Origin of the sequence: Nocardia sp. NBC_01730 (assembly GCF_035920445.1) — a bacterium.
In the GTDB taxonomy this organism is placed as follows: domain Bacteria; phylum Actinomycetota; class Actinomycetes; order Mycobacteriales; family Mycobacteriaceae; genus Nocardia.
Genome location: NZ_CP109162.1, coordinates 7,894,336 through 7,915,226 on the forward strand (window position 1 = coordinate 7,894,336; position 20,891 = coordinate 7,915,226).

At 67.9% G+C, this 20,891-nt stretch carries 21 protein-coding genes, 1 tRNA gene and 2 pseudogenes; 15 read left to right on the forward strand and 9 right to left on the reverse strand.

Annotation, left to right across the window (positions count from 1 at the left end):
- Window positions 1–23 precede the first annotated feature (23 nt).
- Window positions 24–233 (reverse strand): annotated as a pseudogene (locus tag OHB12_RS32855) (amidase); the annotation flags it as partial.
- A 158-nt stretch (window positions 234–391) separates the two neighbouring features.
- Here OHB12_RS32855 and OHB12_RS32860 point away from each other — a divergent pair.
- The 3 genes from OHB12_RS32860 to recO all read left to right on the forward strand — a co-directional run bounded on the left by OHB12_RS32860 (window position 392) and on the right by recO (window position 3,224).
- The gene (locus OHB12_RS32860; RefSeq protein ID WP_327113919.1) at window positions 392–1,258 is read left to right on the forward strand and encodes an alpha/beta fold hydrolase; all 867 of its coding nucleotides are present in this window, start codon (window positions 392–394) and stop codon (window positions 1,256–1,258) included.
- Entirely contained in the window at window positions 1,245–1,850 is a 606-nt protein-coding gene (locus OHB12_RS32865; protein ID WP_327113921.1) for a TetR/AcrR family transcriptional regulator, read from the forward strand. The genes OHB12_RS32860 and OHB12_RS32865 overlap by 14 nt, the downstream gene beginning before the upstream one ends.
- Window positions 1,851–2,444: 594 nt before the next feature.
- The gene (gene recO / locus OHB12_RS32870; RefSeq protein ID WP_327113923.1) at window positions 2,445–3,224 is read left to right on the forward strand and encodes a DNA repair protein RecO; all 780 of its coding nucleotides are present in this window, start codon (window positions 2,445–2,447) and stop codon (window positions 3,222–3,224) included.
- Here the strand turns inward: recO and OHB12_RS32875 are convergent.
- Window positions 3,181–3,561 (reverse strand): Aca2/YdiL-like domain-containing protein, encoded by a 381-nt coding sequence (locus OHB12_RS32875; protein WP_327113925.1) that lies wholly within the window; start codon window positions 3,559–3,561, stop codon window positions 3,181–3,183. The genes recO and OHB12_RS32875 overlap by 44 nt on opposite strands.
- A gap of 122 nt (window positions 3,562–3,683) precedes the next feature.
- Here OHB12_RS32875 and OHB12_RS32880 point away from each other — a divergent pair, with 122 nt between their 5' ends.
- From OHB12_RS32880 to OHB12_RS32890, 3 genes and pseudogenes are all read left to right on the forward strand, one after another.
- On the forward strand, window positions 3,684–4,502 hold the full coding sequence (locus OHB12_RS32880) for an isoprenyl transferase (protein ID WP_327113927.1): 819 nt from the start codon (window positions 3,684–3,686) through the stop codon (window positions 4,500–4,502).
- A 14-nt stretch (window positions 4,503–4,516) separates the two neighbouring features.
- On the forward strand, window positions 4,517–4,927 hold the full coding sequence (locus OHB12_RS32885; RefSeq protein WP_327121696.1) for a YbjN domain-containing protein: 411 nt from the start codon (window positions 4,517–4,519) through the stop codon (window positions 4,925–4,927).
- Window positions 4,928–4,951: 24 nt separating this feature from the next.
- A pseudogene (locus OHB12_RS32890) lies at window positions 4,952–5,152 on the forward strand (LuxR C-terminal-related transcriptional regulator); the annotation flags it as partial.
- On the opposite strand, the gene OHB12_RS32895 reads toward OHB12_RS32890, so the two are convergent.
- The gene (locus OHB12_RS32895) at window positions 5,153–5,803 is read right to left on the reverse strand and encodes a TetR/AcrR family transcriptional regulator (RefSeq protein WP_327113930.1); all 651 of its coding nucleotides are present in this window, start codon (window positions 5,801–5,803) and stop codon (window positions 5,153–5,155) included.
- A 101-nt stretch (window positions 5,804–5,904) separates the two neighbouring features.
- Here OHB12_RS32895 and OHB12_RS32900 point away from each other — a divergent pair, with 101 nt between their 5' ends.
- Complete coding sequence (locus OHB12_RS32900; protein WP_327113932.1) at window positions 5,905–6,876, forward strand: hypothetical protein; 972 nt, start codon at window positions 5,905–5,907, stop codon at window positions 6,874–6,876.
- A gap of 267 nt (window positions 6,877–7,143) precedes the next feature.
- Here OHB12_RS32900 and OHB12_RS32905 read toward each other — a convergent pair whose 3' ends face one another.
- Window positions 7,144–7,578 (reverse strand): Fur family transcriptional regulator, encoded by a 435-nt coding sequence (locus tag OHB12_RS32905; protein ID WP_327113934.1) that lies wholly within the window; start codon window positions 7,576–7,578, stop codon window positions 7,144–7,146.
- Between the two features lie 3 nt (window positions 7,579–7,581).
- Entirely contained in the window at window positions 7,582–7,932 is a 351-nt protein-coding gene (locus tag OHB12_RS32910; protein WP_327113936.1) for an ArsR/SmtB family transcription factor, read from the reverse strand.
- 225 nt (window positions 7,933–8,157) lie between these two features.
- Between OHB12_RS32910 and OHB12_RS32915 the strand changes: the two genes are divergently transcribed.
- The gene (locus OHB12_RS32915) at window positions 8,158–9,549 is read left to right on the forward strand and encodes a glycine--tRNA ligase (RefSeq protein ID WP_327113938.1); all 1,392 of its coding nucleotides are present in this window, start codon (window positions 8,158–8,160) and stop codon (window positions 9,547–9,549) included.
- Between the two features lie 52 nt (window positions 9,550–9,601).
- Here OHB12_RS32915 and OHB12_RS32920 read toward each other — a convergent pair whose 3' ends face one another.
- Window positions 9,602–10,009, reverse strand: coding sequence for a DUF1707 domain-containing protein (locus OHB12_RS32920; protein ID WP_327113940.1), 408 nt, complete (start codon window positions 10,007–10,009; stop codon window positions 9,602–9,604).
- A 104-nt stretch (window positions 10,010–10,113) separates the two neighbouring features.
- On the opposite strand from OHB12_RS32920, the gene OHB12_RS32925 reads away from it, so the two are divergent.
- The gene (locus OHB12_RS32925; RefSeq protein WP_327113942.1) at window positions 10,114–11,034 is read left to right on the forward strand and encodes an NADP-dependent oxidoreductase; all 921 of its coding nucleotides are present in this window, start codon (window positions 10,114–10,116) and stop codon (window positions 11,032–11,034) included.
- Between the two features lie 75 nt (window positions 11,035–11,109).
- Here the strand turns inward: OHB12_RS32925 and OHB12_RS32930 are convergent, their stop codons facing one another.
- Complete coding sequence (locus OHB12_RS32930; RefSeq protein WP_327113944.1) at window positions 11,110–11,718, reverse strand: TenA family protein; 609 nt, start codon at window positions 11,716–11,718, stop codon at window positions 11,110–11,112.
- Between the two features lie 70 nt (window positions 11,719–11,788).
- Here OHB12_RS32930 and OHB12_RS32935 point away from each other — a divergent pair, with 70 nt between their 5' ends.
- Window positions 11,789–13,048 (forward strand): phthiocerol/phthiodiolone dimycocerosyl transferase family protein, encoded by a 1,260-nt coding sequence (locus tag OHB12_RS32935; RefSeq protein WP_327113946.1) that lies wholly within the window; start codon window positions 11,789–11,791, stop codon window positions 13,046–13,048.
- An 11-nt stretch (window positions 13,049–13,059) separates the two neighbouring features.
- Here the strand turns inward: OHB12_RS32935 and OHB12_RS32940 are convergent, their stop codons facing one another.
- Entirely contained in the window at window positions 13,060–15,045 is a 1,986-nt protein-coding gene (locus tag OHB12_RS32940) for a TPM domain-containing protein (RefSeq protein ID WP_327113948.1), read from the reverse strand.
- Between the two features lie 30 nt (window positions 15,046–15,075).
- Between OHB12_RS32940 and OHB12_RS32945 the strand changes: the two genes are divergently transcribed.
- From OHB12_RS32945 to dnaG, 4 genes are all read left to right on the forward strand, one after another.
- On the forward strand, window positions 15,076–15,753 hold the full coding sequence (locus OHB12_RS32945) for an MBL fold metallo-hydrolase (protein WP_327113950.1): 678 nt from the start codon (window positions 15,076–15,078) through the stop codon (window positions 15,751–15,753).
- 140 nt (window positions 15,754–15,893) lie between these two features.
- The gene (locus tag OHB12_RS32950) at window positions 15,894–16,589 is read left to right on the forward strand and encodes a YdcF family protein (RefSeq protein WP_442799902.1); all 696 of its coding nucleotides are present in this window, start codon (window positions 15,894–15,896) and stop codon (window positions 16,587–16,589) included.
- A gap of 6 nt (window positions 16,590–16,595) precedes the next feature.
- The gene (locus tag OHB12_RS32955; RefSeq protein WP_327113952.1) at window positions 16,596–17,855 is read left to right on the forward strand and encodes a deoxyguanosinetriphosphate triphosphohydrolase; all 1,260 of its coding nucleotides are present in this window, start codon (window positions 16,596–16,598) and stop codon (window positions 17,853–17,855) included.
- A gap of 196 nt (window positions 17,856–18,051) precedes the next feature.
- Window positions 18,052–19,977: a DNA primase gene (gene dnaG / locus OHB12_RS32960; RefSeq protein ID WP_327113954.1), complete on the forward strand. Its 1,926-nt coding sequence runs from the start codon at window positions 18,052–18,054 to the stop codon at window positions 19,975–19,977.
- Window positions 19,978–20,311: 334 nt separating this feature from the next.
- On the opposite strand, the gene OHB12_RS32965 is transcribed toward dnaG, so the two are convergent.
- Complete coding sequence (locus OHB12_RS32965) at window positions 20,312–20,557, reverse strand: hypothetical protein (protein WP_327113956.1); 246 nt, start codon at window positions 20,555–20,557, stop codon at window positions 20,312–20,314.
- Between the two features lie 200 nt (window positions 20,558–20,757).
- Between OHB12_RS32965 and OHB12_RS32970 the strand changes: the two genes are divergently transcribed.
- Window positions 20,758–20,830, forward strand: a tRNA-Asn gene (locus OHB12_RS32970).
- The last annotated feature ends 61 nt before the right edge of the window (window positions 20,831–20,891 follow it).

A 20,891-nucleotide genomic window follows, 5' to 3' on the forward strand; every position in this document is an offset into this window, starting at 1 on the left:
TTCAGCGCCGGTCCGCGCAACAGGCGGTCGGCATCGGCCGCCTCGGCCAGCGCTCGTTCGCGGCGCACGATCCGGAAGGCGTTGAGCGTGGGCTGCGACGCCTCGATCCGGTCGAGTACGGCGCCGACCGCCGCGGTTGAGGTGATCGTGCCCCGTGCGATCACCGCCGCCAGCTCGGCCAGCCCGAGCTCCTGCGTGTCAGGCGACATCCAGGTCGGATCGGACACCGTCATCTGAGCTCCGTCTCGTCGTTTTCGGTAACCGTAGCGCCGCATTTGGTCAATCGTCCAGATCGGTTTCGCAATATCCGCCCTGGGTAGGAGCGCTTATCTAGACATACATACGGTATGTATGTAACAGTGGACCGGAACTGCGACGACTGGGAGGAACCATGGCAACCAGCACATCACTCGGCCGCACCCATGAGGTGGACTTGGCGGGCGGCCGCATCCGCTACCACGAGACCGGGGAGGGCGCTCCGGTCGTCTTCGTGCACGGCCTGCTCGTCAATGCGGACCTCTGGCGCAAGGTGGTCCCCGCGATCGCCGCCGCGGGCTACCGCTGCATAGCGCCGGATTGGCCGCTCGGCGCACATGAGATTCCGGTCCCCGACGCGGAACTGACCCCGATCGGCGTCGCCGACTTGATCGCCGCGTTCCTCGAGCGCCTCGACCTCACCGACGTGACCCTGGTCGCCAACGACACCGGCGGCGCGATCACGCAGGTGCTGCTCACCCGTGACCGGTCCAGGATCGGCCGCGTCGTGCTCGCGTCGGTCGACAGCTATGAGGGCTTCCTGCCGCAGCCGTTCACGGTGCTCCCGCTGCTGGCGAAGATCCCCGGATCGATGCGCCCGCTGACCGAGGCGATGCGCATCCGGGCGCTACACCGTCTGCCGCTGGCCTTCGGCTTGGTCACCAAGCGGCCGGTGCCACCCGAGATCGCGGACTCCTATCTGCTGCCGAGCCGGAACTCGGCCGCGATCCGAAAAGATCTGCGCCGCTTCCTTCGGTCCGCGCATCGCGGCTACACGCTGGCAGCCGCGAGCCACTTCGCCGACATCGACATTCCCGTGCTGCTGGCCTGGGCACGGGAGGACCGCATCTTCCCGCTCTCGTTCGCCGAACGTCTGGCCGGCGACCTGCCGAACGCGACGCTGAAGCTCATCGACGACTCCTACACCTTCCTGCCGGAAGACCAGCCCGAGTTGCTCACCGAATCGATCCTGGAGTTCACTCGGCTGCATGCCACGCCGTAGCCAGGAAGACCGCTCCCGTGTCACCAGGGCCGCGCTCGAACAGGCCGGCCGCCGCCTGTTCACCGAGCGCGGCTTCGCGGGGACCTCCGCCGAAGAGCTGGTCACCGAGGCGGGGGTCACCCGCGGCGCGCTGCACCACCACTACGGCGACAAGCGTGGACTGTTCCTGGCGGTACTCGAGCAAATCGAGGTTGAGACCACCGAGGAGATCGAAAAGGCCATCACCTCGGTCGATCCCGACGATGTGATGGCCGGCATGGCCGTGGGGCTCGGTGTTTTCCTGGAGATCTGCCAGCGGCCCGCAATGTTGCGGATCGCCCTCACCGACGCCCCCACAGTGCTCGGCTGGCAGGCGTGGCGCGAGTTCGAGTCGGCCCACGGCCTCGGCCTGATCACCAGGCAGCTCGACCGCGCCCGCGACGCCGGGCTGATCGCCGACGCCCCGATCCCGGTACTCGCCCAGCTGGTCATCAGCGTGATCAGCGAGGCCGCCTTGATCGTCGCACACGCCGCCGATCCGGACGCGGCTCGTGCGCAGACCCAGCAATCGGTGCTGCTGCTGATCTCCGGCCTTGTGCGCACCGGCAGTTGAATCGGCTCGAGCGTGATAGGCGTGCGCCAGTGCATCGAATCGATGACCTGACCGATAGCTGTCGGCCTCGTGATCGGCGTTGAGGCGCCGACGCTGACATCCGGCTTCGGGCAGCCCGAATGGAGGAGCTACACCGCAGCGCATATCCGGGTGCCGACGTGCGGCTGCGCCACCGACGGCGGACAGTGCGGCGCTAGTGATCACCCGTTCCAACCATCCGTTGCGCATGGCGCTATCGAGCGCCGTTCGCGACCCGGCTCGCGTCCGACCGGCCGCCGCGTCCGCGACGAAGTCGCCAGCGGCGGTGGAGGTCCGCCCGTCCGTCAGCTTCCAGCGAGCGGCGAACACCTTGGCCCTGCGGCCGAACACCCTGGTCCTGCGGCTAGGCGCCGACGCGACCACATCGGCCTGACCACCGTTTCCGAGCGGAGCGAGACCGAGCATTGCCCGTTCGCGGCCCGGCTCGCGTCCGAGCGGCCGCCGCGTCCGCGACGAAGTCGCCAGCGGCGGTCGCTCGGACGCGAGCCATCAAGGGGCCGCGAACACGCCGCGGCGCAGCCGCGGCCAAACAAGCACAGCAATTAGACTCACTCCGTGCGTTTGTATCGGGATGAGGCTGTGGTGGTGCGCCAGCACAAACTCGGCGAGGCGGATCGCATCGTCACGCTGCTCACCCGGCAGCACGGTCTCGTGCGGGCGGTCGCGAAGGGGGTGCGGCGAACCAAGTCGAGGTTCGGGGCCCGGCTGGAGCCGTTCTCCTACATCGACGTGCAGCTCTACCCGGGACGCACGCTCGACACGGTCACCCAGGTGCACACGATGGAGGCGTTCGCCGCCGACATCATCGACGATTATGGGCGCTATACCACCGCGTGCGCCGTGCTGGAAACCGCTGAACGTCTGGCGGGCGAGGAGCACGCGCCCGCGCCCCGGCTGCACGCGCTGACCGCGAGCGCGTTGCGCGCGATCGCGGCCAAGCATCGCCCGCACGAACTGATCCTGGACGCGTTCCTGTTGCGCGCCATGGGTTTCGCGGGCTGGGCGCCCGCGCTGGACGAATGCGCCAAGTGCGCGACGCCGGGGCCGCATCGGGCCTTCCATGTCGCGGCCGGGGGTGCGGTGTGCGTGCACTGCCGTCCGCCGGGCGCGGCGACGCCCGCCCCCGAGGTGCTCGATCTGCTGATCGCTCTGCTGCGCGGCGAGTGGGAGTACGTCGAGACGGTGCCGGACACGGTGCGCAGACAGGCCAGCGGCCTGGTCGCGGCGCATCTGCAGTGGCATCTGGAGCGTCAGTTGCGCACTTTGCCGCTGATCGAGCGGTCTGCGGCCACTACTCCACGAATTGCAGCTCTACCTGGGGTAGCTCGACCATGACGCGGGCGCACACCGCACGGTGCCAGGTGGCCGGGTAGCGGGTGTCGGGCTCGTGCTTGCAGTAATCGTCGTTGGTTCGGTAGGTGTGCAAGCGTGGGGAGATCTCTCCGGTGTCGATGGCGTCGACCATGGCCTCGACCACCTGCTCGGTCTCGTCCGCGATCGAGGCGAGCTCGCGGGCCACGGCGTCGGGGATCTGGAAGGCGCCCTTCTCCCACCGTTCGACGGTGCGCTCGGCGACCTCGAAGAACCGCGCGCACCAAGGGACAGACAGTCCGAGTAACTCGCGAGTTGCGCGAAAACCTGCTGCGGTTCCGGTGCTTGGTAGATCGATCACGTGCGAGAAACCCCTCCCCAGCATCACAGTATGGAAAAGAATAGGTCACTTTTGCCAGAAGAGACCCCGGAATTCATCAGGAAGCAACTCGCCAGTACAGGGTGCTCGGCCGATCAGGCAGGATGGAGCCCGTGATCCTCCGTCGAGACTCTTCCACCGCGACCAGGCCGAACACCGCAGGCGCCGTCCGTCCGCCTTCGCCGCATCCGTCGGGAGCTCGTCCGCCGCAGCTGCCGCCGGAGCTGGTGCCGAATCATGTCGCGCTGGTGATGGACGGCAACGGGCGGTGGGCCGAGGAGCGCGGGCTGCCGCGCACCGCCGGCCACGAACGCGGCGAGGCAGTGCTGATGGACACCGTGGAGGGCTGCATCGAGATCGGGGTGAAGTGGCTGTCGGCCTACGCCTTCTCCACTGAGAACTGGCGGCGCAGCCCCGAGGAGGTGCGTTTCCTCATGGGCTTCAACCGCGACGTGATCCGCCGCCGCCGCGACGAGATGAACGAGATGGGCGTGCGGGTGCGCTGGGCCGGACGCCGCCCGCGCCTGTGGCGCAGCGTGATCAAAGAATTGGAGATCGCCGAGCAGCTCACCGAGGACAACACGGTGATGACTCTCACCATGTGTGTCAACTACGGTGGCCGGGCCGAAATCGCCGATGCGGCAAGGGAGATCGGGCGCCGCGTGGCGGCGGGCGAGATCGATCCGGAGAAGATCACCGAGGCTACGGTGGCGAAGTACCTGGACGAGCCAGAAATGCCCGACGTGGATCTGTTCCTGCGTCCGTCGGGTGAGTTCCGCAGTTCCAACTTCCTGATCTGGCAGTCGGCCTACGCCGAATATGTCTACCAGGACACGCTGTTTCCCGAATTCGACCGGCGCAACCTGTGGGAGGCATGTCTCCAGTACGCTTCGCGTGACCGTCGCTTCGGCGGCACCAAGTGAACGGCGGGACGGACATGGACGCAGTGGTGACTCCGGACCGGGAGCTGCAGGCACGGGCCGGGGCCTGCCTGTCGCACTATGACATCGACGTGCGTGTCGATCCCGAAGGGTCGCTCGGATTCGAATACGAGGGCGCCCTGTGTTCGCTGCGCGCGGTGAATCTCGCGCCGGGCCTGGACGTGCTGACCCTGACCTGCGTGCTGGCCTGGGACCGGCCGCTCAAATCCCAGCTGCACAAGCGGGTCGCCGAGCGTAATAACGCGTTGCAGTTCGGCTCGCTCACCGTGATCGGTCGCGGCAACCTCGCCGACGTCATCCTCCGGTACACCTTCCCTGCTGCCGGGCTGGACGACCAGGCGCTGACCACGATGTTGCTGCTCGTCCTGTCGAACGCGGGCCGGGCCAGGCACGGTCTGCTGCCCTGAGGACATGACATCTGTCATGCCTTGGCGGGCACATCACCGTTGACCGCGCGGGAGCGCGAGGTGCTTGCCGCGGCGGCGGACGGCGCGCCCGCGAGTGTCATTGCCAAGCAGCTGCACCTGTCGGAAGGTACGGTACGCAACCATCTTTCGTCGGCGATCGGCAAGACCGGAACGAGCACGCGGGCCGAGGCGGTGCGCGCCGCGGAGCGACTCGGCTGGCTGTGATCATTGCGCGGTAGGGGAATTCGTTCGTCTCAGCCGACTTTTGCCCGTATGGGGGGTTTCGCCGAAAGGGAGCAACGTCCGCACGCCCCGCGCCAGTGTCTCCGGGGCGGTATCGCCGAGGATGAGGTGCTGGAGGATGAAGCCCGGCAGCAGTCCGATGATCGCCTTGGCGACGGCATCGGTGTCGGCGTCATCGGGTAGCCAGCCCTGCGCACACATGCGCTCGGCATAGGTGACCCACAGCGCGCGCATCGCCAACATCGTCGTCCGGACCATCTCGCCGGCCTCGGGATGGACCAGGGCCAGCGCCCAGGCCTGCGGCGCCAGCCGCACCGGCCCGTCGGGACCGCTCTGGCGCACGACCTCTTCGGCGATCGTCGTGATCAGTTCGGCGGGCGTCGGCAGCGGGTCGTGGCGGATCGCTTCGTCCATCACCACACGCAGGTGCACGGTTGTCTGGGTGGCCAGCGCGGTGATCAGCTCGTCCTTGCTCTTGAAGTACCGGTAGACCGCACCGGCCGAAAGTCCCGATTCCGTGAACACGTCCTGCATCGAGGTCTCGTAAAACCCCTTGCGGGCAAAGCACAGCCGGGCGGCGTCGAGGATCTGCTGCCTGCGGCGTTCCAGGTGTTCTTCGCTGACTCGGGGCATGGTTCCAAAGTAAAACGAATGTCCGTTCTTGACAACCTCGGCACCGCATGCCACCGTAAAGCCATCGAAAACGAACGATCATTCGATTTTGGGGAGACGTCATGAACACCATGCAGCGTGCGCTCGCCCTCGGTCTCGGCGCCGTCCTGCTCCAAGCGCTGCTGCTGATCGCGTTCGCCTGGCCCGCCGCCAATATCGCCCCGCGTGACCTACCGCTGGCCGTCACCGGCCCGCAGGCCGGGATGATCTCCGACAGGCTCGCCGAGCACAGTCCGGATGCCTTCGACATCTCCACTCCGGCCGACGAGGTCGCCGCCCGCGCCGCGATCGCGAACCGGGAGGTCTACGGTGCGATCGTCACCGGCGACGGGCCGCCCCGCGTGCTGGTCGCTTCCGGTGCGAGTCCGGCTGTCGCACAGCAGCTCACCCAGATCGGCCAGCAGCTCTCCGGCGCTCCGGCCGCGAGGGTGGAGGACGTGGTGGCCGCCGACTCGGACGATCCGCGGGGAACCGCGTTCGGCGCCATGGTGCTGCCGCTGGTGATGTCCGGCATCGCGGCGGGCGTACTGTTCGCGCTGCTGATCCCCGCGGTCGGCGGCCAGGTGATCGGGTTGGCGACCTTCAGCGTCGCGGGCGGGCTGCTGAGCATGGCGATCATCCAGGGCTGGATGTCGGTGGTGCCCGGTTCCTACCTCGTGCTCGCCTCCGTGGCCGGACTGGTCTCGTTCGCGGTCGCGGGCGCGGTCGTCGGACTCGCTGCCGTGATCGGCCGCGCGGGAATCGGCGTCGCCGCGCTCACCATGCTGCTGGTCGGCAACCCATTCTCGGCGGCGACTTCGGCTCCGGAGCTGTTGCCGCAGCCGTGGGGCGTCGTCGGCCAGCTGCTGCCCCCGGGCGCGGCGGCCTCGTTGCTGCGTTCGGTCGCGTTCTTCGACGGAGCCGCCGCGGCTGGTCCGTTCGCGGTGCTGCTGATCTGGGCCGCTGCCGCGCTCGTGCTGCTCGGCGTCGCCGCGCTGCGCGGTCGTGCCGTGCCGGAGCCGACTTCGGTGCGGAACACGGTTCCCGTGGGTTGAGATCGGTCATGGAAGGGCCGTGCTCGTAGCCGAGGGCGGCTCGATCAATGCGAGGCAGTGCGGAAAATGGCCGATACCCGCCGCCCGCGCGCGACCCGCCGTGTGGCGTCGGCTCGCTCTTGCGTGCGGCGATTGGGGTGCCGCCGATGATGGGTCGAAGCCATTCTCGTCCTCGCGAGCGTGGTCCGAGAAGGCCAGCCGGGAGCCGGAAGATCTTCAGCTCCCGGCTCCCCGCTGTCGGCGGGGGTCGTTGGCGCGGCCGGCCGATTACATCCCTCGGTGGCCCGCCGACACACAAGCCGTGCAGGTGCCGAACACCTCGAGGGTGTGGCTGATCTCGGTGAAGCCGTGCTCGCTCGCGATCGCCTCAGCCCACGTCTCGACCGTCGGACCCTCGACCTCGACGGTGCGGCCGCAGCGTCTGCAGACCAGGTGGTGATGGTGGCCATTCGAGCACTGGCGGTAGACGGATTCGCCGGAATCGGTGCGCAGCACGTCCACCATGCCCGCGTCGGCCAGCGACTGCAGCGTCCGATAGACCGTGGTGAGGCCGATGCCTTCGCCACGTTTGCGCAACTCGTCGTGTAGCTCCTGGGCGGAGCGGAACTCGTCGATGTCACCGAGCAGCGCGGCGATGGCGCTGCGCTGCCTGGTGCTGCGGATACCGACCGGTTTCTGTGGAGCGGCCGTATTGTCTGGCACGAATCATCCTTCCTCGGCGTGCGCGACGGCGTCGACAACGATGTGCGCCAAGTGGTCGTCGACCAGTTCGTAGAGCACCTCACGACCGGAACGCTCACCGTGCACGACGCCCGCGGACTTGAGGATACGCAGATGCTGACTGACCAGGGGTTGGGTCACGCCGAGCGCGTCGACCAGTTCGTGCACGCACCGTGGCGACTCGCGTAACTGCAGCACGATGGCGATGCGCACCGGCGCGGCTAGCGCCCGTAACAACTCACCCGCGTCCTCCAGTACGGTTCGCGCGGGAACCGGCGCGGGGCCGGGCGATCGGTAGGGATTGTGCGGCGGCGCAGCGGCGGTCTCGGCGGTCATGTCACCCAACTCCTTAATGGAAAGCATTACCATCTTGATATGCACGGGTGCGCATGTCAAACAGGCGCGTCGGTCGGCCTGTGTTTCAGGGGTTGGCTGTGCGGTGGAAACTCGGTTGGGCCGGGTCTATAGGCTGGAGCCGACCTGGTTGATGTGTGGCATTCGATCGAATACAACACATTCAACTGAATTAATCCGACTCGCAAGTGGATGGAGAATTCTCGAGTGGCACCCAAGTCGAAGGTGGACACCGTTGCCAACCTCGCCAAGCGCCGGGGTCTGGTGTACCCGTGCGGTGAGATCTACGGAGGCACCAAGTCGGCATGGGACTACGGTCCGCTGGGTGTCGAACTCAAGGAGAACATCAAGAAGCAGTGGTGGCGCGCGATGGTCACCAGCCGCGAGGACGTCGTCGGCCTCGACTCGTCGGTGATCCTGCCGCGCCAGGTGTGGGTCGCCTCCGGCCACGTCGGCGTGTTCAACGACCCGCTGGTCGAATGCCTGAACTGTCACCACCGCTTCCGGCAGGACCACCTGCAGGAGGCGTACGCGCTCAAGAACAAGATCGACGACCCGGACACGGTCTCGATGGAACTCGTCGCGTGCCCGAACTGCGGCACCGTCGGCCGCTGGACCGAGCCGCGTGACTTCAACATGATGCTCAAGACCTACCTGGGCCCGATCGAGTCCGAGGAGGGTTTGCACTACCTGCGCCCCGAGACCGCACAGGGCATCTTCGTCAACTTCGCGAATGTGATGACCACCGCGCGCAAGAAGCCGCCGTTCGGTATCGCGCAGATCGGCAAGAGCTTCCGCAACGAGATCACCCCGGGCAACTTCATCTTCCGCACCCGCGAGTTCGAGCAGATGGAGATGGAGTACTTCGTCAAGCCGGGCGAGGACGAGCAGTGGCACAAGTACTGGATCGACGCCCGGTTCTCCTGGTACACCGACCTCGGCATCAGCCCCGAGAACCTGCGGCTCTTCGTGCACCCGAAGGACAAGCTTTCGCACTACTCGGCGGGCACCACCGACATCGAGTACCGCTTCGGCTTCCAGGGCAATGAGTGGGGTGAGCTGGAGGGTGTCGCCAACCGCACCGACTTCGACCTGAAGACGCACGCCGAGCACTCCGGCACCGAGTTGAGCTTCTTCGACCAGACCACCAACGAGCGGTACGTCCCTTACGTCATCGAGCCCGCGGCCGGCCTGACCCGCTCGCTGATGGCGTTCCTGGTCGACGCGTACGCCGAGGACGAGGCGCCCAACGCCAAGGGCGGCGTGGACACCCGCACGGTGCTGCGGCTGGATCGTCGCCTCGCCCCGGTGAAGGCGGCGGTGCTTCCGCTTTCGCGCAACGCCGATCTGACGCCGAAAGCGAAAGACCTCGCCGCGCAGCTGCGCAAGAATTGGAACGTCGAGTTCGACGACGCGGGCGCCATCGGCCGCCGCTACCGCCGCCAAGACGAGATCGGCACGCCGTTCTGCATCACCGTCGACTTCGAGACGCTGGAGGACCAGGCGGTGACCATCCGCGAGCGGGACTCGATGACTCAGGAGCGCATCGCGTTGGACAAGGTCGAGGGCTACCTGGCCCAGCACCTGATCGGCGCCTGACCCACTCCGACGACGCCCCGTGGCCGAACACCGGTCACGGGGCGTTTCTCGATCAGGAACCGTTGTTGCAGGAACTGTTCTTGCGCGTCGAGATTCCGATCGTGGTCGGAATGAGCAGCGCGAGGCCCCACGGCGCCGCGACCCAGAACGGCCAGAAATAGCCCGCGCCGGTGGCCAGGTAGATCGCGACGCAGAGAATGTTGACGAAGACCCACGGCGTCCACATGATCATCACCCACTGCGGAACAATGCCTTTGGCCGGTGCCGGTCGAGAATCCCGCTGCGCGGGCAGATCGGACAACAGCGGAGCCAGCTCGCCATAGGTCTTGGCGGCATACACCTGCTGCAGCCGTTCATCGAATTCGGGTAGCGACAACCTGCCCTCGTTCATCGCGTGACGCAATTGGTCGACGATCTTCTCGCGATCGGCGTCGGACGCCCGCACATGTTCCTGACCCACGCTGTCAGCGTAAATCCACGGCGTCGGTCGCGTCGGAAATATCCGGTCGGACCGTACCGTTGAGGCTCGACATACCGGAGATCGCCGAACGTGAGGAGCTACGCATGGCGAGAGCAGTGCAGTTCGACCGCTACGGCGGGATCGACGAATTGAAGGTTCTCGAGGTGCCCACCCCGAAGGCGGGGCCGGGGCAGGTGGTCGTCGAGGTCGTCGCGGCGGGCATCAATCCGGGTGAGGCGATGATCCGGACCGGTGCGCTGCACGAACGTTGGCCCACGACGTTTCCGTCGGGGCAGGGCACCGATTTCGCCGGCCGGATCGTGGCAGTCGGGGACGGCGTCGGCGGTCTTCAGGTCGGTGACGAGGTGCTCGGATTCACCGAGAATCGTGCCGGCCACGCCACCCATGTGGTGGTGCCCGCCGATCAGGTGACGCCCAAGCCCGCGAATCTGGGCTGGGACGTCGCCGGAGCATTGTTCGTCGTCGGCACAACGGCTTTCGCTGCCGTGCGCGCTGTGGCGGCCGGGGCGGGCGACACGGTCGCGGTCTCTGGTGCGGCCGGGGGAGTCGGTTCGATCACGGTGCAGTTGTTGCGCGCCAGGGGCGCCGAGGTCATCGGCATCGCGAGCGAGGCCAATCACGAGTGGCTGCGCTCGGTCGGCGCGACCCCGATCGCATACGGTGACAATCTGATCGACGCACTACGCGCCGCGGCACCGGACGGGCTGGACGCGTTCATCGACACCTACGGCGCCGACTATGTGGACATCGCTGTCGAACTCGGTGTCCCGGTGGAGCGCATCGACACCATCATCAACTTCGCCGCTGTTGAGAAGTACGGCGTCAAAGGCGAGGGCAACGCGGACGCCGCCACTATCGACGTCCTCGCCGAGCTGGCCGATCAGGTCGCCGCGGGCGACATCGAGGTCCCGATCGCGGCGGTCTATCCGCTGGAAAAGGTGCAGGACGCATATCGCGAACTCGAGCAACGCCACACTCGCGGCAAGATCGTGCTGCATCCCTGACAATGCTTGGTCGCCAACCCGATGGACACGAGATCCGGGCGCGAGATGCGCCCGGGTCCGTCCGTGGAACGCGACTCAGCGTGGCACGTCCCAGAATGCGAGTTCGTGGCGCATGCCTTCCCTGAACAGTTCTTCCGCGCGCGCCGGGTCGGTGCCCGCCTCGTCGATCATCTGCGCGCAGCGCCGGGTTAGCTCGGCGAAGCCGGGATCGGCATAGGTGTCGACCCAGCGGCGATAGCGCGGCTCGTCGGGCGGGTTCCGCGCGAGCAGCGCTCCGAGCGCGGAGTACCCCCACATGCACGGATAGAGGGCGGCAAGGCCCTCGCTGTACGAGGCGGCCGACTCGAGCAGGAACGCCGTATACGCCGCGCACGGCGCGCCTTTGGTCGCGCCGTCGAGGTCGGCGCCGAACTCGGCGGCCAGCGAGCGGTGCAGCGACAACTCCTCGTGGTAGGTGGCGTGCGCGAGGTCGACCAGGTCGCCGAGGTGGGCCGCAGGCGCCTGCCAGGCGAGGCGGGCGAACACCCGGACGTAGTCGAGCAGGAACAGATAGTCCTGTTCCAGCCAGGACCGGAAGATCGGCTCGGGCAGCGTGCCTTGGGCGATTCCGGCCACCGTGGGATGGGTGAGCTGTTCCTCGATCAGGGGTCGGCCGATGTCCTCCAGATGTGCCACGAGACTCATACCGGCAGTCTTCCGCATCCGCCGGGGCGGCCGGTTTGCGCCCGTGCCGGAGTTGCCGCACGCTTGCGATGTGTTGCGGGATGAGGATGATGTGCTGCGGACGTTGGCGCCGTCGGAGCAGCGGTTCGTACGGCACGGCACGTACACGGGGCGGTCGGTGTCGGTACAAGGAGCGCTCGACCCCGCGGCGCTGCGGGAGGCGTTCGACATTGTGCGGCGCGCGTATCCGATAGTGGCCTGCCGAATCATGGAAGACACTGCGGGACAGGGATATCTGCTCGCTCCGGACGAGCGGGCGTGGACCCCTGCGTCGGTGCGCCAGGGTGACGTGCAAACCGTCGACCTCCCCGTGGTGGATCCCGCTGCGCAGTTGGCCTACCTGGATGTCGTCGGCTCGGGCGCGGATCGCTGGCGCGTCACCCTGTTCACACACCACAGCATCGCCGACGCGGGGCACTGCGTCGGACTGTTGTCCCGACTATGGGACTTCTACACCGGCATCATCGATCGTGCGTCCATAACTGTTGTGCCACAGGACTATCCGAAGCCGTTGGAGTGGTACGTCGAAGCGCATGGGATCGCCAGGTCCGTTGCGACCGGATTCGAAGACGTGACCGAGCCGCTTCCCCCTGAGGTCGAGGTTGTGCCCGCCGCCTGCGAGGAACCCGCGCCGAGCACGCTTGCGCGTCCGCTGCGCGCGTGCCTGGATCCGGACACCACCGCGCGGATCGTCGCGCTCGGACGCAAGTCGGGAGTGCCGGTGAACGGGCTCGTCACCGCCGCATTGTTGCGGGCGTACGCGAGCGAAACCGTCTGCGGTGCATCGCCATTGGGCTGTCTATATCCGGTGGACCTGCGTTCGCGGTTCGATCCGCCCGTCGCCGCGGCGGCGGGGACGAATATGGCCGGGATGGCCTCGTTCGCGGCTGAGGTCGATCCCGCGGGGAGTCTCGTCGAACTGGCTCAGCGCATTTCGGGCCGACTGGCCCACGATCTGTCCTCAGGCGTTGTGCACCAGTCTGTTCTGCACTTTCCGGATTTCTACGGTACGACCAGAACTCACTCCCTGGCCGGGCACATCGCGGTGACCAACACCGGCGTCGTTCCCGCGTTTCGCACACCGGTCGCGATCGAACTGACCGACTACGAGATCGTCTATCTCTCCGCCCACCCCCGACCGTCGGCAGGCGCCTCCGCCACCGTCACCTTCCTGGTCTACACATTCGCCCGCGAGCTGACCGTCGGCCTGCTCGGCGGTGGCGCGCACGCCGACGGTCTGCTCGCGGCGGTCCGTGCGGAGTTGACCGCGCTGTCGGCGGTTTGTGTCTGATGGCGAAGTAATCAGAACCTTCCGCCGCGGCTGATCCGCCGGGAACCGGTCGAGCCGCCGTAGGAGCCCGCACTCCAGCCGCCGGACCCGGAGCGCCGCCCGCCGCTCGCCGCGCCGCGCAGCAGCCCTTCGATCAGGATGCCGCCGAGTACCGCCCCGGCCTGGGCGCCGCCGGATGGCGTCCGGCTGCTCTCCCAGGCGCGCACGCTCGCCTGCGCGGCCTGCATCGCGCGCCCGCCCAGGGTTGCCGCCGCCTGCGCGTGCGTGAGCGCCTGCGCCGGGTCGCTCGCGCGCAGCCGCTGTGCCTCGTCGAGGTTGCGTTGCGCCTCCGACAGCCGGGTGCGAGCCTCGGCGTCCACGCCGCCGCGCCGGGTGGTGACGTAGTTGGAGGCCGCGTCGACCCGGGCACCGGCGTCGGTCAGTGCTCGGTCGAGCCTGCGCCGCAGGTCCTCGGCGGCCAGTTTGCGGTCGGTGGCCGCGGCGAGGGCACGGTCCAGGTCGCTGTCGGCGGTGACCGCGTCGTGGAAGGCGTCCAGCGGATCGGAGTCCGCGGCGGCGGTCGCCTTGTCCATGCTGGATTGCGCGGCACCGACGGCCGTGGCCAGTGCAGGCCCGCCGAAAGCGGAAAGCTCGGTGGCGGAGGCGATGTCGCGGCGCAGCTCGTCCAGCACGCCGGGCAATCCGTCGCGGGCCTGCTGGATTGTGGTCGCCGCGTTGTCGACGGAGTCGAGCAGGGTGCGGGCTTGGCCGATCGCGGCCTCGGCGGACCGGATCGCCGCCACCGCGCCACCCTGCTCGCCCACCGGTTGGGTGAGTGCGGACCGTCCCACGTCGATATTGCGCTCCGCGAACGTGATTCGCTCGCCCGCCATGGCGATGTTGTCCTGGATCGGCGCGAGGACACCGGCCGGATGAGCAGCGGTGAGCCGGGTCAGCTCCGCCTCCGAAGCGGGGACGCGGCCGGTGAGATCGACAAGATCCCTGGTGAGCGCGTCCAACCGGTCTGCAGCGTTGATCAGCAGATTACGCATGGCGTCGAATTCGGCGACCTGCGCGTCGAGTTCGTGATCGGCGCGACCCACGGTGCCGATCAGGTCGACCAGTAGTGAGCGCTGTTCCTCCCGCGTCTCCGGGAGATCGTCGTCGAGCCGCTGCCGAATCGAAAAAGCTTTGGCGGACGCGGCTTTCGCGTGCTCGAGAGCGGTGGTGAAGGGAGTGGTCGCGGTGCCGCCGAACTCGCCGGTGGCCAGCTCGAGTTCCTCGCCGCTGGTGCGGACCGCGTTGTCGATCTCCACCAGCACCTCGCGCGACCGCGCGTGCAGGGCCTCCAGCGGCAGCGCCGCCAGCGCCGCCGTGTTCTCCGGGTCCAATTCTCGCGCGGCCGCCAGGTCGGCCGTCGCCCGGTCGCGGCGCCGTTTGCGCGAGTAGAGCACCACACCGCCGACCACGAGGACGATGGGCAGGCCGATGATCAGTACGGCGCCGATATTCACCTCGCCTCCGCGCATGGCGGAGTCCAGACCGTCGGCGGTCGCGACCCCGGCGTCGGCCCAGCGCCCGTCGCGCAGGGCGGGCTCGACCTCGCGGGTCAGGAGGCTGTCGAGTTCGGAATCGCTCACCCCCCTCGGCAACTGTCCCTCGACCCAGTAGCCGCGGTCCTCGGTGGCGACCGCGAGCAGCAGGTCACGCGCGCCGAACCCGGACATCGAGGCGGTGCGCCGGGCCCAGGTTTCCGGGGCGAGCCCGTCGAAGTCGGGCACGTACACCACCCACAGCCGCACCTGCTGGTCGGCATAGAGCTGATCCACCGATGAGCGCACCCGATCGAGCTGGCCCGGGTCGAGCACCTCGGCCGAGTCCTCGACGTAGGTCCCCATTCGCAGTGGCGGTTCGGCCGCGACCGTCGCAGCGCCGATCAAGGCGATGCCGGCCAGCAGGATGCCGATCGCCAGCCGGGCTTTCCAGCGGGCAAGGCCATTGAGCAGCGGCAATGACATGGAAAGAATCTACTTGGTTAGCATCGATCCGTGATCACGATCGATCGCCCATATACCGGCCACATATCCCCGAACTCGAATCCGCAGCAGCGCGACGTCCCCGGCGCGCGGATCGTCAAGATGTCCGTCGGCGGCATGGACAACAACTGCTACCTGGTGCAGTGCGCGAACACCGGGGCCGCCGTGCTCATCGACGCCGCGAACGAGGCGGAGCGCATCGCGGCCCTCGTCGAGCAGGAAACGCCTGGGCGTGTCCAGCTGATCGTCACCACCCACCAGCACCGTGACCACTGGTCGGCGCTGAAGGAGATCACGGCTGCCACCGCCGCCCCGACCGCCGCCCACGCACTGGACGCCGAGCCGCTGCCTGTCCGCCCCGATCGCCTCCTCGGCGACGGCGACACCGTCCCGATCGGCGACTTGGTCTTCGAGGTCATCCACCTGCGCGGACACACCCCGGGCTCGGTCGCTCTCGCCCTCACCGACGGTGCCGGTCGCACTCACTTGTTCACCGGCGACTCCCTGTTTCCCGGCGGCGTTGGTCGCACCACCGCACCAGAAGACTTCGACTCGCTGCTCGGAGACGTGACGACGAAACTCTTCGACCGGTACCCGGATGACACGGTCGTCTACCCAGGCCACGGCGACGACACAACCCTCGGCACCGAGCGCCCGAACCTCGGCGACTGGCGCGCCCGCGGCTGGTAATCCTCGGGGCTGCACCCCGCAGCCGGCTCGGGCCTCTTCGCACGATTGGTTGGTTCCGCGCAGAGGTGCTCTCCGCCGAGGCTCGCGCGCCGGGCGCCCGAACTCGCCGGGAGTGGCACCCCTACTGGCAGACTTGGGGAGTGAACTCGCCAACGACGCGCAGCAGAGCTGGTTCGGCTCCCGACCTCGCCCGGCCACTCGGCTTCGGCGCGCGGTTGCTGCGCTGGGCCCGGCGACTGGTCGTCGGTTCGGTGGTGATGGGCACGGTGCTGGTCGGCGGGACCGCGTTCCGCGTATGGCAGGTCGCGCGCATCGACGACTACACGAAGGCCGACGCGATCGTCGTGCTCGGCGCCGCACAGTATTCCGGCACCCCGTCGACCGTGTTCGAGGCGCGACTCGATCAGGCATACAAGCTGTTCCGGGCCGGTGTCGCGCCGCGGGTGATCACCGTCGGCGGCAAGCAGGAGGGCGACTTATTCACCGAGGCGGCTTCCGGGAAGAACTACCTGCAATCGCGCGGAGTGCCCAGCGACAAGATCCTCGCCGTCGAAACCGGTTCGGACACCGTGCGCAGCGTCGAGGCGGTCGCGACGGCGATGCGTGCGCGCGACATGACCTCCGCGGTGCTGGTCAGCGATCCCTGGCATTCGCTGCGCACCCGGACCATGGCGCGCGACGAGGGCCTCGCCGCATGGACGGCGCCGACCAGAACCGGCCCCGCCGTCTACACCCGGGAATCGCAGGCGCACGGAATCGCCAGGGAGACCGGCGCTTTGCTGTGGTACCAGCTCACCCATTTCTCGGCGGACTTCACCTATACAGCGGGACAGTGAGATCCGATGGGCGACAGGTACACCGAATACGACAGGGAACGCATCGTCGTCGAAGGCGCCAAGACCGCGGGTCTCGGCCCGCCGCGCAGTGAGTTCGAAACCGGCCACCGCACCGAGTTCGCCCGCGACCGCGCCCGTGTGCTGCACTCGGCCGCGTTGCGCAGGCTGGCCGACAAAACCCAGGTCATGGGTCCGCGCGAGGGGGACACCCCGCGCACCCGGCTCACCCACTCCATCGAGGTCGCCCAGATCGGCCGCAGCATCGCCGACGGCCTCGGCTGCGACCCCGACCTGGTCGACCTGGCCGGCCTTGCCCACGACATCGGCCACCCGCCCTACGGCCACAATGGCGAGACAGCGCTGGACACCTTCGCCGACGCGTACGGCGGATTCGAGGGCAACGCGCAGAACCTGCGCATCCTCACCCGCCTCGAACCCAAGGTGCTCGCGGCCGACGGTACCAGCGCCGGACTGAACCTCACCCGCGCCTCGTTGGACGCGGCCCTCAAATATCCTTGGGGTAGAACGGGTTCCGGTACCAAATTCGGTGCGTACGAGGTCGACGCCGAGCGTCTGGAGTGGATACGCAAGGGTGCGCCCGATCGGCGGCGCAGCCTGGAATGCCAGATCATGGACTGGTCCGATGATGTCGCCTACTCGGTGCACGACGTCGAGGACGGTGTGCTCGCAGGCCGCATCGATCTGCGCGCCCTCGCCGACCCCGCCGAGCAGGACGCGCTGGCGACCCTCGGCCAATTCCAGCACTCGCTGTCGGCCGACGAGCTGACCGCCGCCGCGCAACGACTTTCGGAGCTGCCCGTGGTCGCGGCGGCCTCCGGGTACGACGGCACGTTCACCGCTTCGGTCGCATTGAAGCGCCTGACCAGCGAGCTCGTCGGCCGTTTCGCCACCGCCGCGATCATGGCGACCAGAGATGTCGCGGGGCAAGGCCGGCTCTCCCGCTATGACGCCGAGTTGGAGATACCGCGCATCGTCGCCGCCGAGGTGGCCCTGCTGAAGACCGTCGCGCTGCGGTACGTCATGTCTGATCCGGCGCACAAGCTGCGGCAGGCCGCCCAGCGCGAACGCATCCTCGCGGTGGCCGAGCGGCTGGTGGCCACCGCGCCGCACGGCCTCGACCCGCTCCTGCTGCCCGTCTGGGACGCCGCCACCGACGACACCGCACATATACGTGTCATCGTCGACCAGATCGCCTCCTACACCGAGAGCCGCCTGGAGCGCGTCGCCGCCCAGTTGAACGTATAGCGCGTCAACTCTTCGAACTGGTGGTCCTGCCCCGAGTCGAATCCCACCACGTAGGCGGCCGGAATAAGCTCATTCCGACACCTCGCATTCGGGCCTGGGCCGGGCGGAGCGGCGCACATCCACTTTCCTGCACCAACCGATCTGGCCTGACCAGCCTCCGGGCGGGTCGCCGCCGCCTTCGCCTAGACTCACTGCCGTGGCCGGACGACTCCCTGATCGCGATATCGCGACGATACGCGAACGCGTCCGGATCGAAGATGTGGTGGGGGAGTACGTCGCGCTGAAGCGCGCGGGTGCGGACTCCATGAAGGGTTTGTGCCCGTTCCACGACGAGAAATCGCCCTCGTTCCACGTGCGGCCCAACCACGGCCTGTTCCACTGCTTCGGCTGCGGTGAGGGCGGCGACGTGTTCGCCTTCCTGCAGAAGATCGAGCACATCGGCTTCGTCGAGGCGGTCGAGCAACTCGCCGACCAGGTCGGCTACCAGATCAACTACGAGGGTGGCGGGACCTCGGTGCAGCGTGACCGGGGCACCCGCTCCCGCCTGGTCGCGGCGAACGCGGCCGCGCACGAGTTCTACCTGTCCCAGTTGCGTGAGCCGGGCGCCGAGGCGGCACGCAAATATCTCACCGAGCGCAATTTCGACGCGGCCGCGGCTCAGCAGTTCGGCTGCGGCTACGCCCCCGCAGGGTGGGACACGCTGACCAAGCATCTGCTGCGCAAGGGTTTCGATTTCAAGGAGCTGGAGGCCGCCGGGCTGTCGCGGCAGGGCCAGCGCGGCCCGATGGACCGCTTCCACCGGCGCCTGCTCTGGCCGATCCGCAATCTCGGTGGCGACATCATCGGATTCGGCGCACGCAAGCTCTTCGAAGACGACACTATGCCCGGCAAGTACATCAACACCCCGGAAACGTTGCTGTACAAGAAGTCTCAGGTGCTTTTCGGTCTCGATCACGCCAAGCGGGAGATCGCCAAGGGACACCAGGCCGTCGTGGTGGAGGGCTACACCGACGTGATGGCGATGCACCTGGCCGGCGTGAAAACCGCTGTCGCCTCGTGCGGCACCGCCTTCGGTGACGAACACCTCGCGCTGCTGCGCCGCCTGATGATGGACGACAATTTCTGGCGCGGTGAGATCATCTACACTTTCGACGGTGACGCGGCAGGTCAGGCCGCGGCGCTGAAAGCTTTCGGGGGCGACCAGAAGCTGGCGGGCCAGACCTACATCGCGATCGCGCCGGACGGGCAGGACCCCTGCGAACTGCGCCAGCACTCCGGCGACGGCGCTGTGCGCGACCTGGTAGCCCGCCGAACCCCCTTGTACGAGTTCGTGGTTCGCGGTCTGCTCGCCGACCACGACCTGGATACCGCCGAAGGGCAGGTGGAGGCACTGCGCCGCGCGGTGCCCGTGGTCGCGCAGATCAAGGACAACGCACTGCGCAAGGCGTACGCCACCAAGCTGGCGGGCTGGGTCGGCTGGGACGATATCCAGACCGTCGTGCGTCGAGTCGGCGAGGAGGCCAAGCGGAATCGCAACGGCGGAGGGCAGACCGGAGTGGGCCGCGCGACCGCGCCGCCGCGGCGCGAGGTGGTCGCCGAACATCCTGCGGCACGGCCGAATCCGAACGATCCCACGCTGCTGCCGCAACGGCAGGTGCTGGCCGCCGCGCTACAGTACCCGGGGACGGCCGGGGCGGGTTTCGACGCGCTCGAACCGGAGGCCTTCACTCACCCCGCCTACACGGTCGTCCGCACGCTGATCGCCGGGGCGGGCGGCACGGCAGCCGGGCTGGGCGGCGCCGAATGGGTCAACGCCGTCGCGGACCGCACCGACGACCTCACGGTGCGGGCCATGCTGTCCGAGTTGGCCAACGAGCCGCTGCCGGTGAAGTCCGAGGCCGACATCCCGCGCTTCATCGCCGGTGTGCTGGCGCGTACGCAGGAGGCCTGGGTCGGCAGGCAGATCGCCGAGCTGAAGTCCAAGCTGCAGCGGGTGTCCTCGACCGAACAGCCGGAGGCGTACTTCGCTTTGTTCGGCGATCTGGTCGCCCTGGAGCAGTACCGCAAGAGCCTGCTCACCCAGGCGATGGGCAGCCACGGCGATTTCGCGACCGGGGCGTAGCGGTCACAAAATCCGTCCCGCGATCGACACCCACGGCGTTTCTCGGCGCATCGGCGTCGTTCCTCGCACAGGATGCGTTCAGTTGTGCGGTTCCGGTGTCGGAGTGCAGTGCACATTGGGCCCGGCGTAGCCGCTCAGCGGGCTGAGCAGGGCTTCGCGCGCCGCCCACACCGCCGTATATGGCGTACTCGGTCGGGTCTGGGCTCACCACGATTCCGATCGGTCCCAGGTCGTCGCCCGTCTGTGCCCGGACTGTCAATGGGCCAAGTGAGGCTGGTTCGGTTCGACGACGACGCCCACCGCGACCCGCTCGATCAGCCCCCGTGACTACCCTTCAGCGGCGCAGCTGGTCGTGCGGCACCATGATGGTGGTCCGCTCGTCGAGCGGCTCCATCGGCTCCAGGCGCGGCCGGGTGCTGAGCTTGTCCGCCAATTTCTGTCTGCCGACGAGCACGAGCTTGCGGGTCACCGGGCTCTCGGTCAGCGCGCGGGTAGCCGCACTGATCTGTTCGTAGCGAGCCCGTCCGGCCTTGCTGCCGAGTACGTAACCGGCCGCCACGCCGATGATCAACCGCAGCATCTCGATGTGCTCCTCCCGTTGCCTGTTCGCGGCTACCATCCTGCCCGACGCCGCGCACGCCTGTCGATCCGGCTGCCCACTACGAACACACCCCTGCAATCCCGGACAAGTCAGCAGCTAGAGACGCGATTTGGGCCCTCGCCCAGCGATGCGCTAAAGTTTCTCCTCGGCCCGCCCGGTACCGAGCGAGTCGAGGATAGTCCCCTATAGCTCAATTGGCAGAGCAGCCGACTGTTAATCGGCAGGTTTCTGGTTCGAGTCCAGATGGGGGAGCATAAATAGCAGGTCAGGCACGATCACCGTGCCTGACCTGTTTAGTCTGCGGGCTGCGACC

Coding starts and splice junctions, on each gene's coding strand:
- OHB12_RS32940 (WP_327113948.1), bottom strand. CDS start 15,045: ATGTCATTGCCGCTGCTCAATGGCCTTGCCCGCTGGAAAGCCCGGCTG.
- OHB12_RS32880 (WP_327113927.1), top strand. CDS start 3,684: ATGGAGCCCGTGATCCTCCGTCGAGACTCTTCCACCGCGACCAGGCCG.
- OHB12_RS32955 (WP_327113952.1), top strand. CDS start 16,596: ATGGGCGACAGGTACACCGAATACGACAGGGAACGCATCGTCGTCGAA.
- OHB12_RS32885 (WP_327121696.1), top strand. CDS start 4,517: ATGGACGCAGTGGTGACTCCGGACCGGGAGCTGCAGGCACGGGCCGGG.
- OHB12_RS32930 (WP_327113944.1), bottom strand. CDS start 11,718: ATGAGTCTCGTGGCACATCTGGAGGACATCGGCCGACCCCTGATCGAG.
- OHB12_RS32860 (WP_327113919.1), top strand. CDS start 392: ATGGCAACCAGCACATCACTCGGCCGCACCCATGAGGTGGACTTGGCG.
- OHB12_RS32910 (WP_327113936.1), bottom strand. CDS start 7,932: ATGACCGCCGAGACCGCCGCTGCGCCGCCGCACAATCCCTACCGATCG.
- OHB12_RS32900 (WP_327113932.1), top strand. CDS start 5,905: ATGAACACCATGCAGCGTGCGCTCGCCCTCGGTCTCGGCGCCGTCCTG.
- OHB12_RS32925 (WP_327113942.1), top strand. CDS start 10,114: ATGGCGAGAGCAGTGCAGTTCGACCGCTACGGCGGGATCGACGAATTG.
- OHB12_RS32865 (WP_327113921.1), top strand. CDS start 1,245: ATGCCACGCCGTAGCCAGGAAGACCGCTCCCGTGTCACCAGGGCCGCG.
- OHB12_RS32965 (WP_327113956.1), bottom strand. CDS start 20,557: ATGCTGCGGTTGATCATCGGCGTGGCGGCCGGTTACGTACTCGGCAGC.
- OHB12_RS32895 (WP_327113930.1), bottom strand. CDS start 5,803: ATGCCCCGAGTCAGCGAAGAACACCTGGAACGCCGCAGGCAGCAGATC.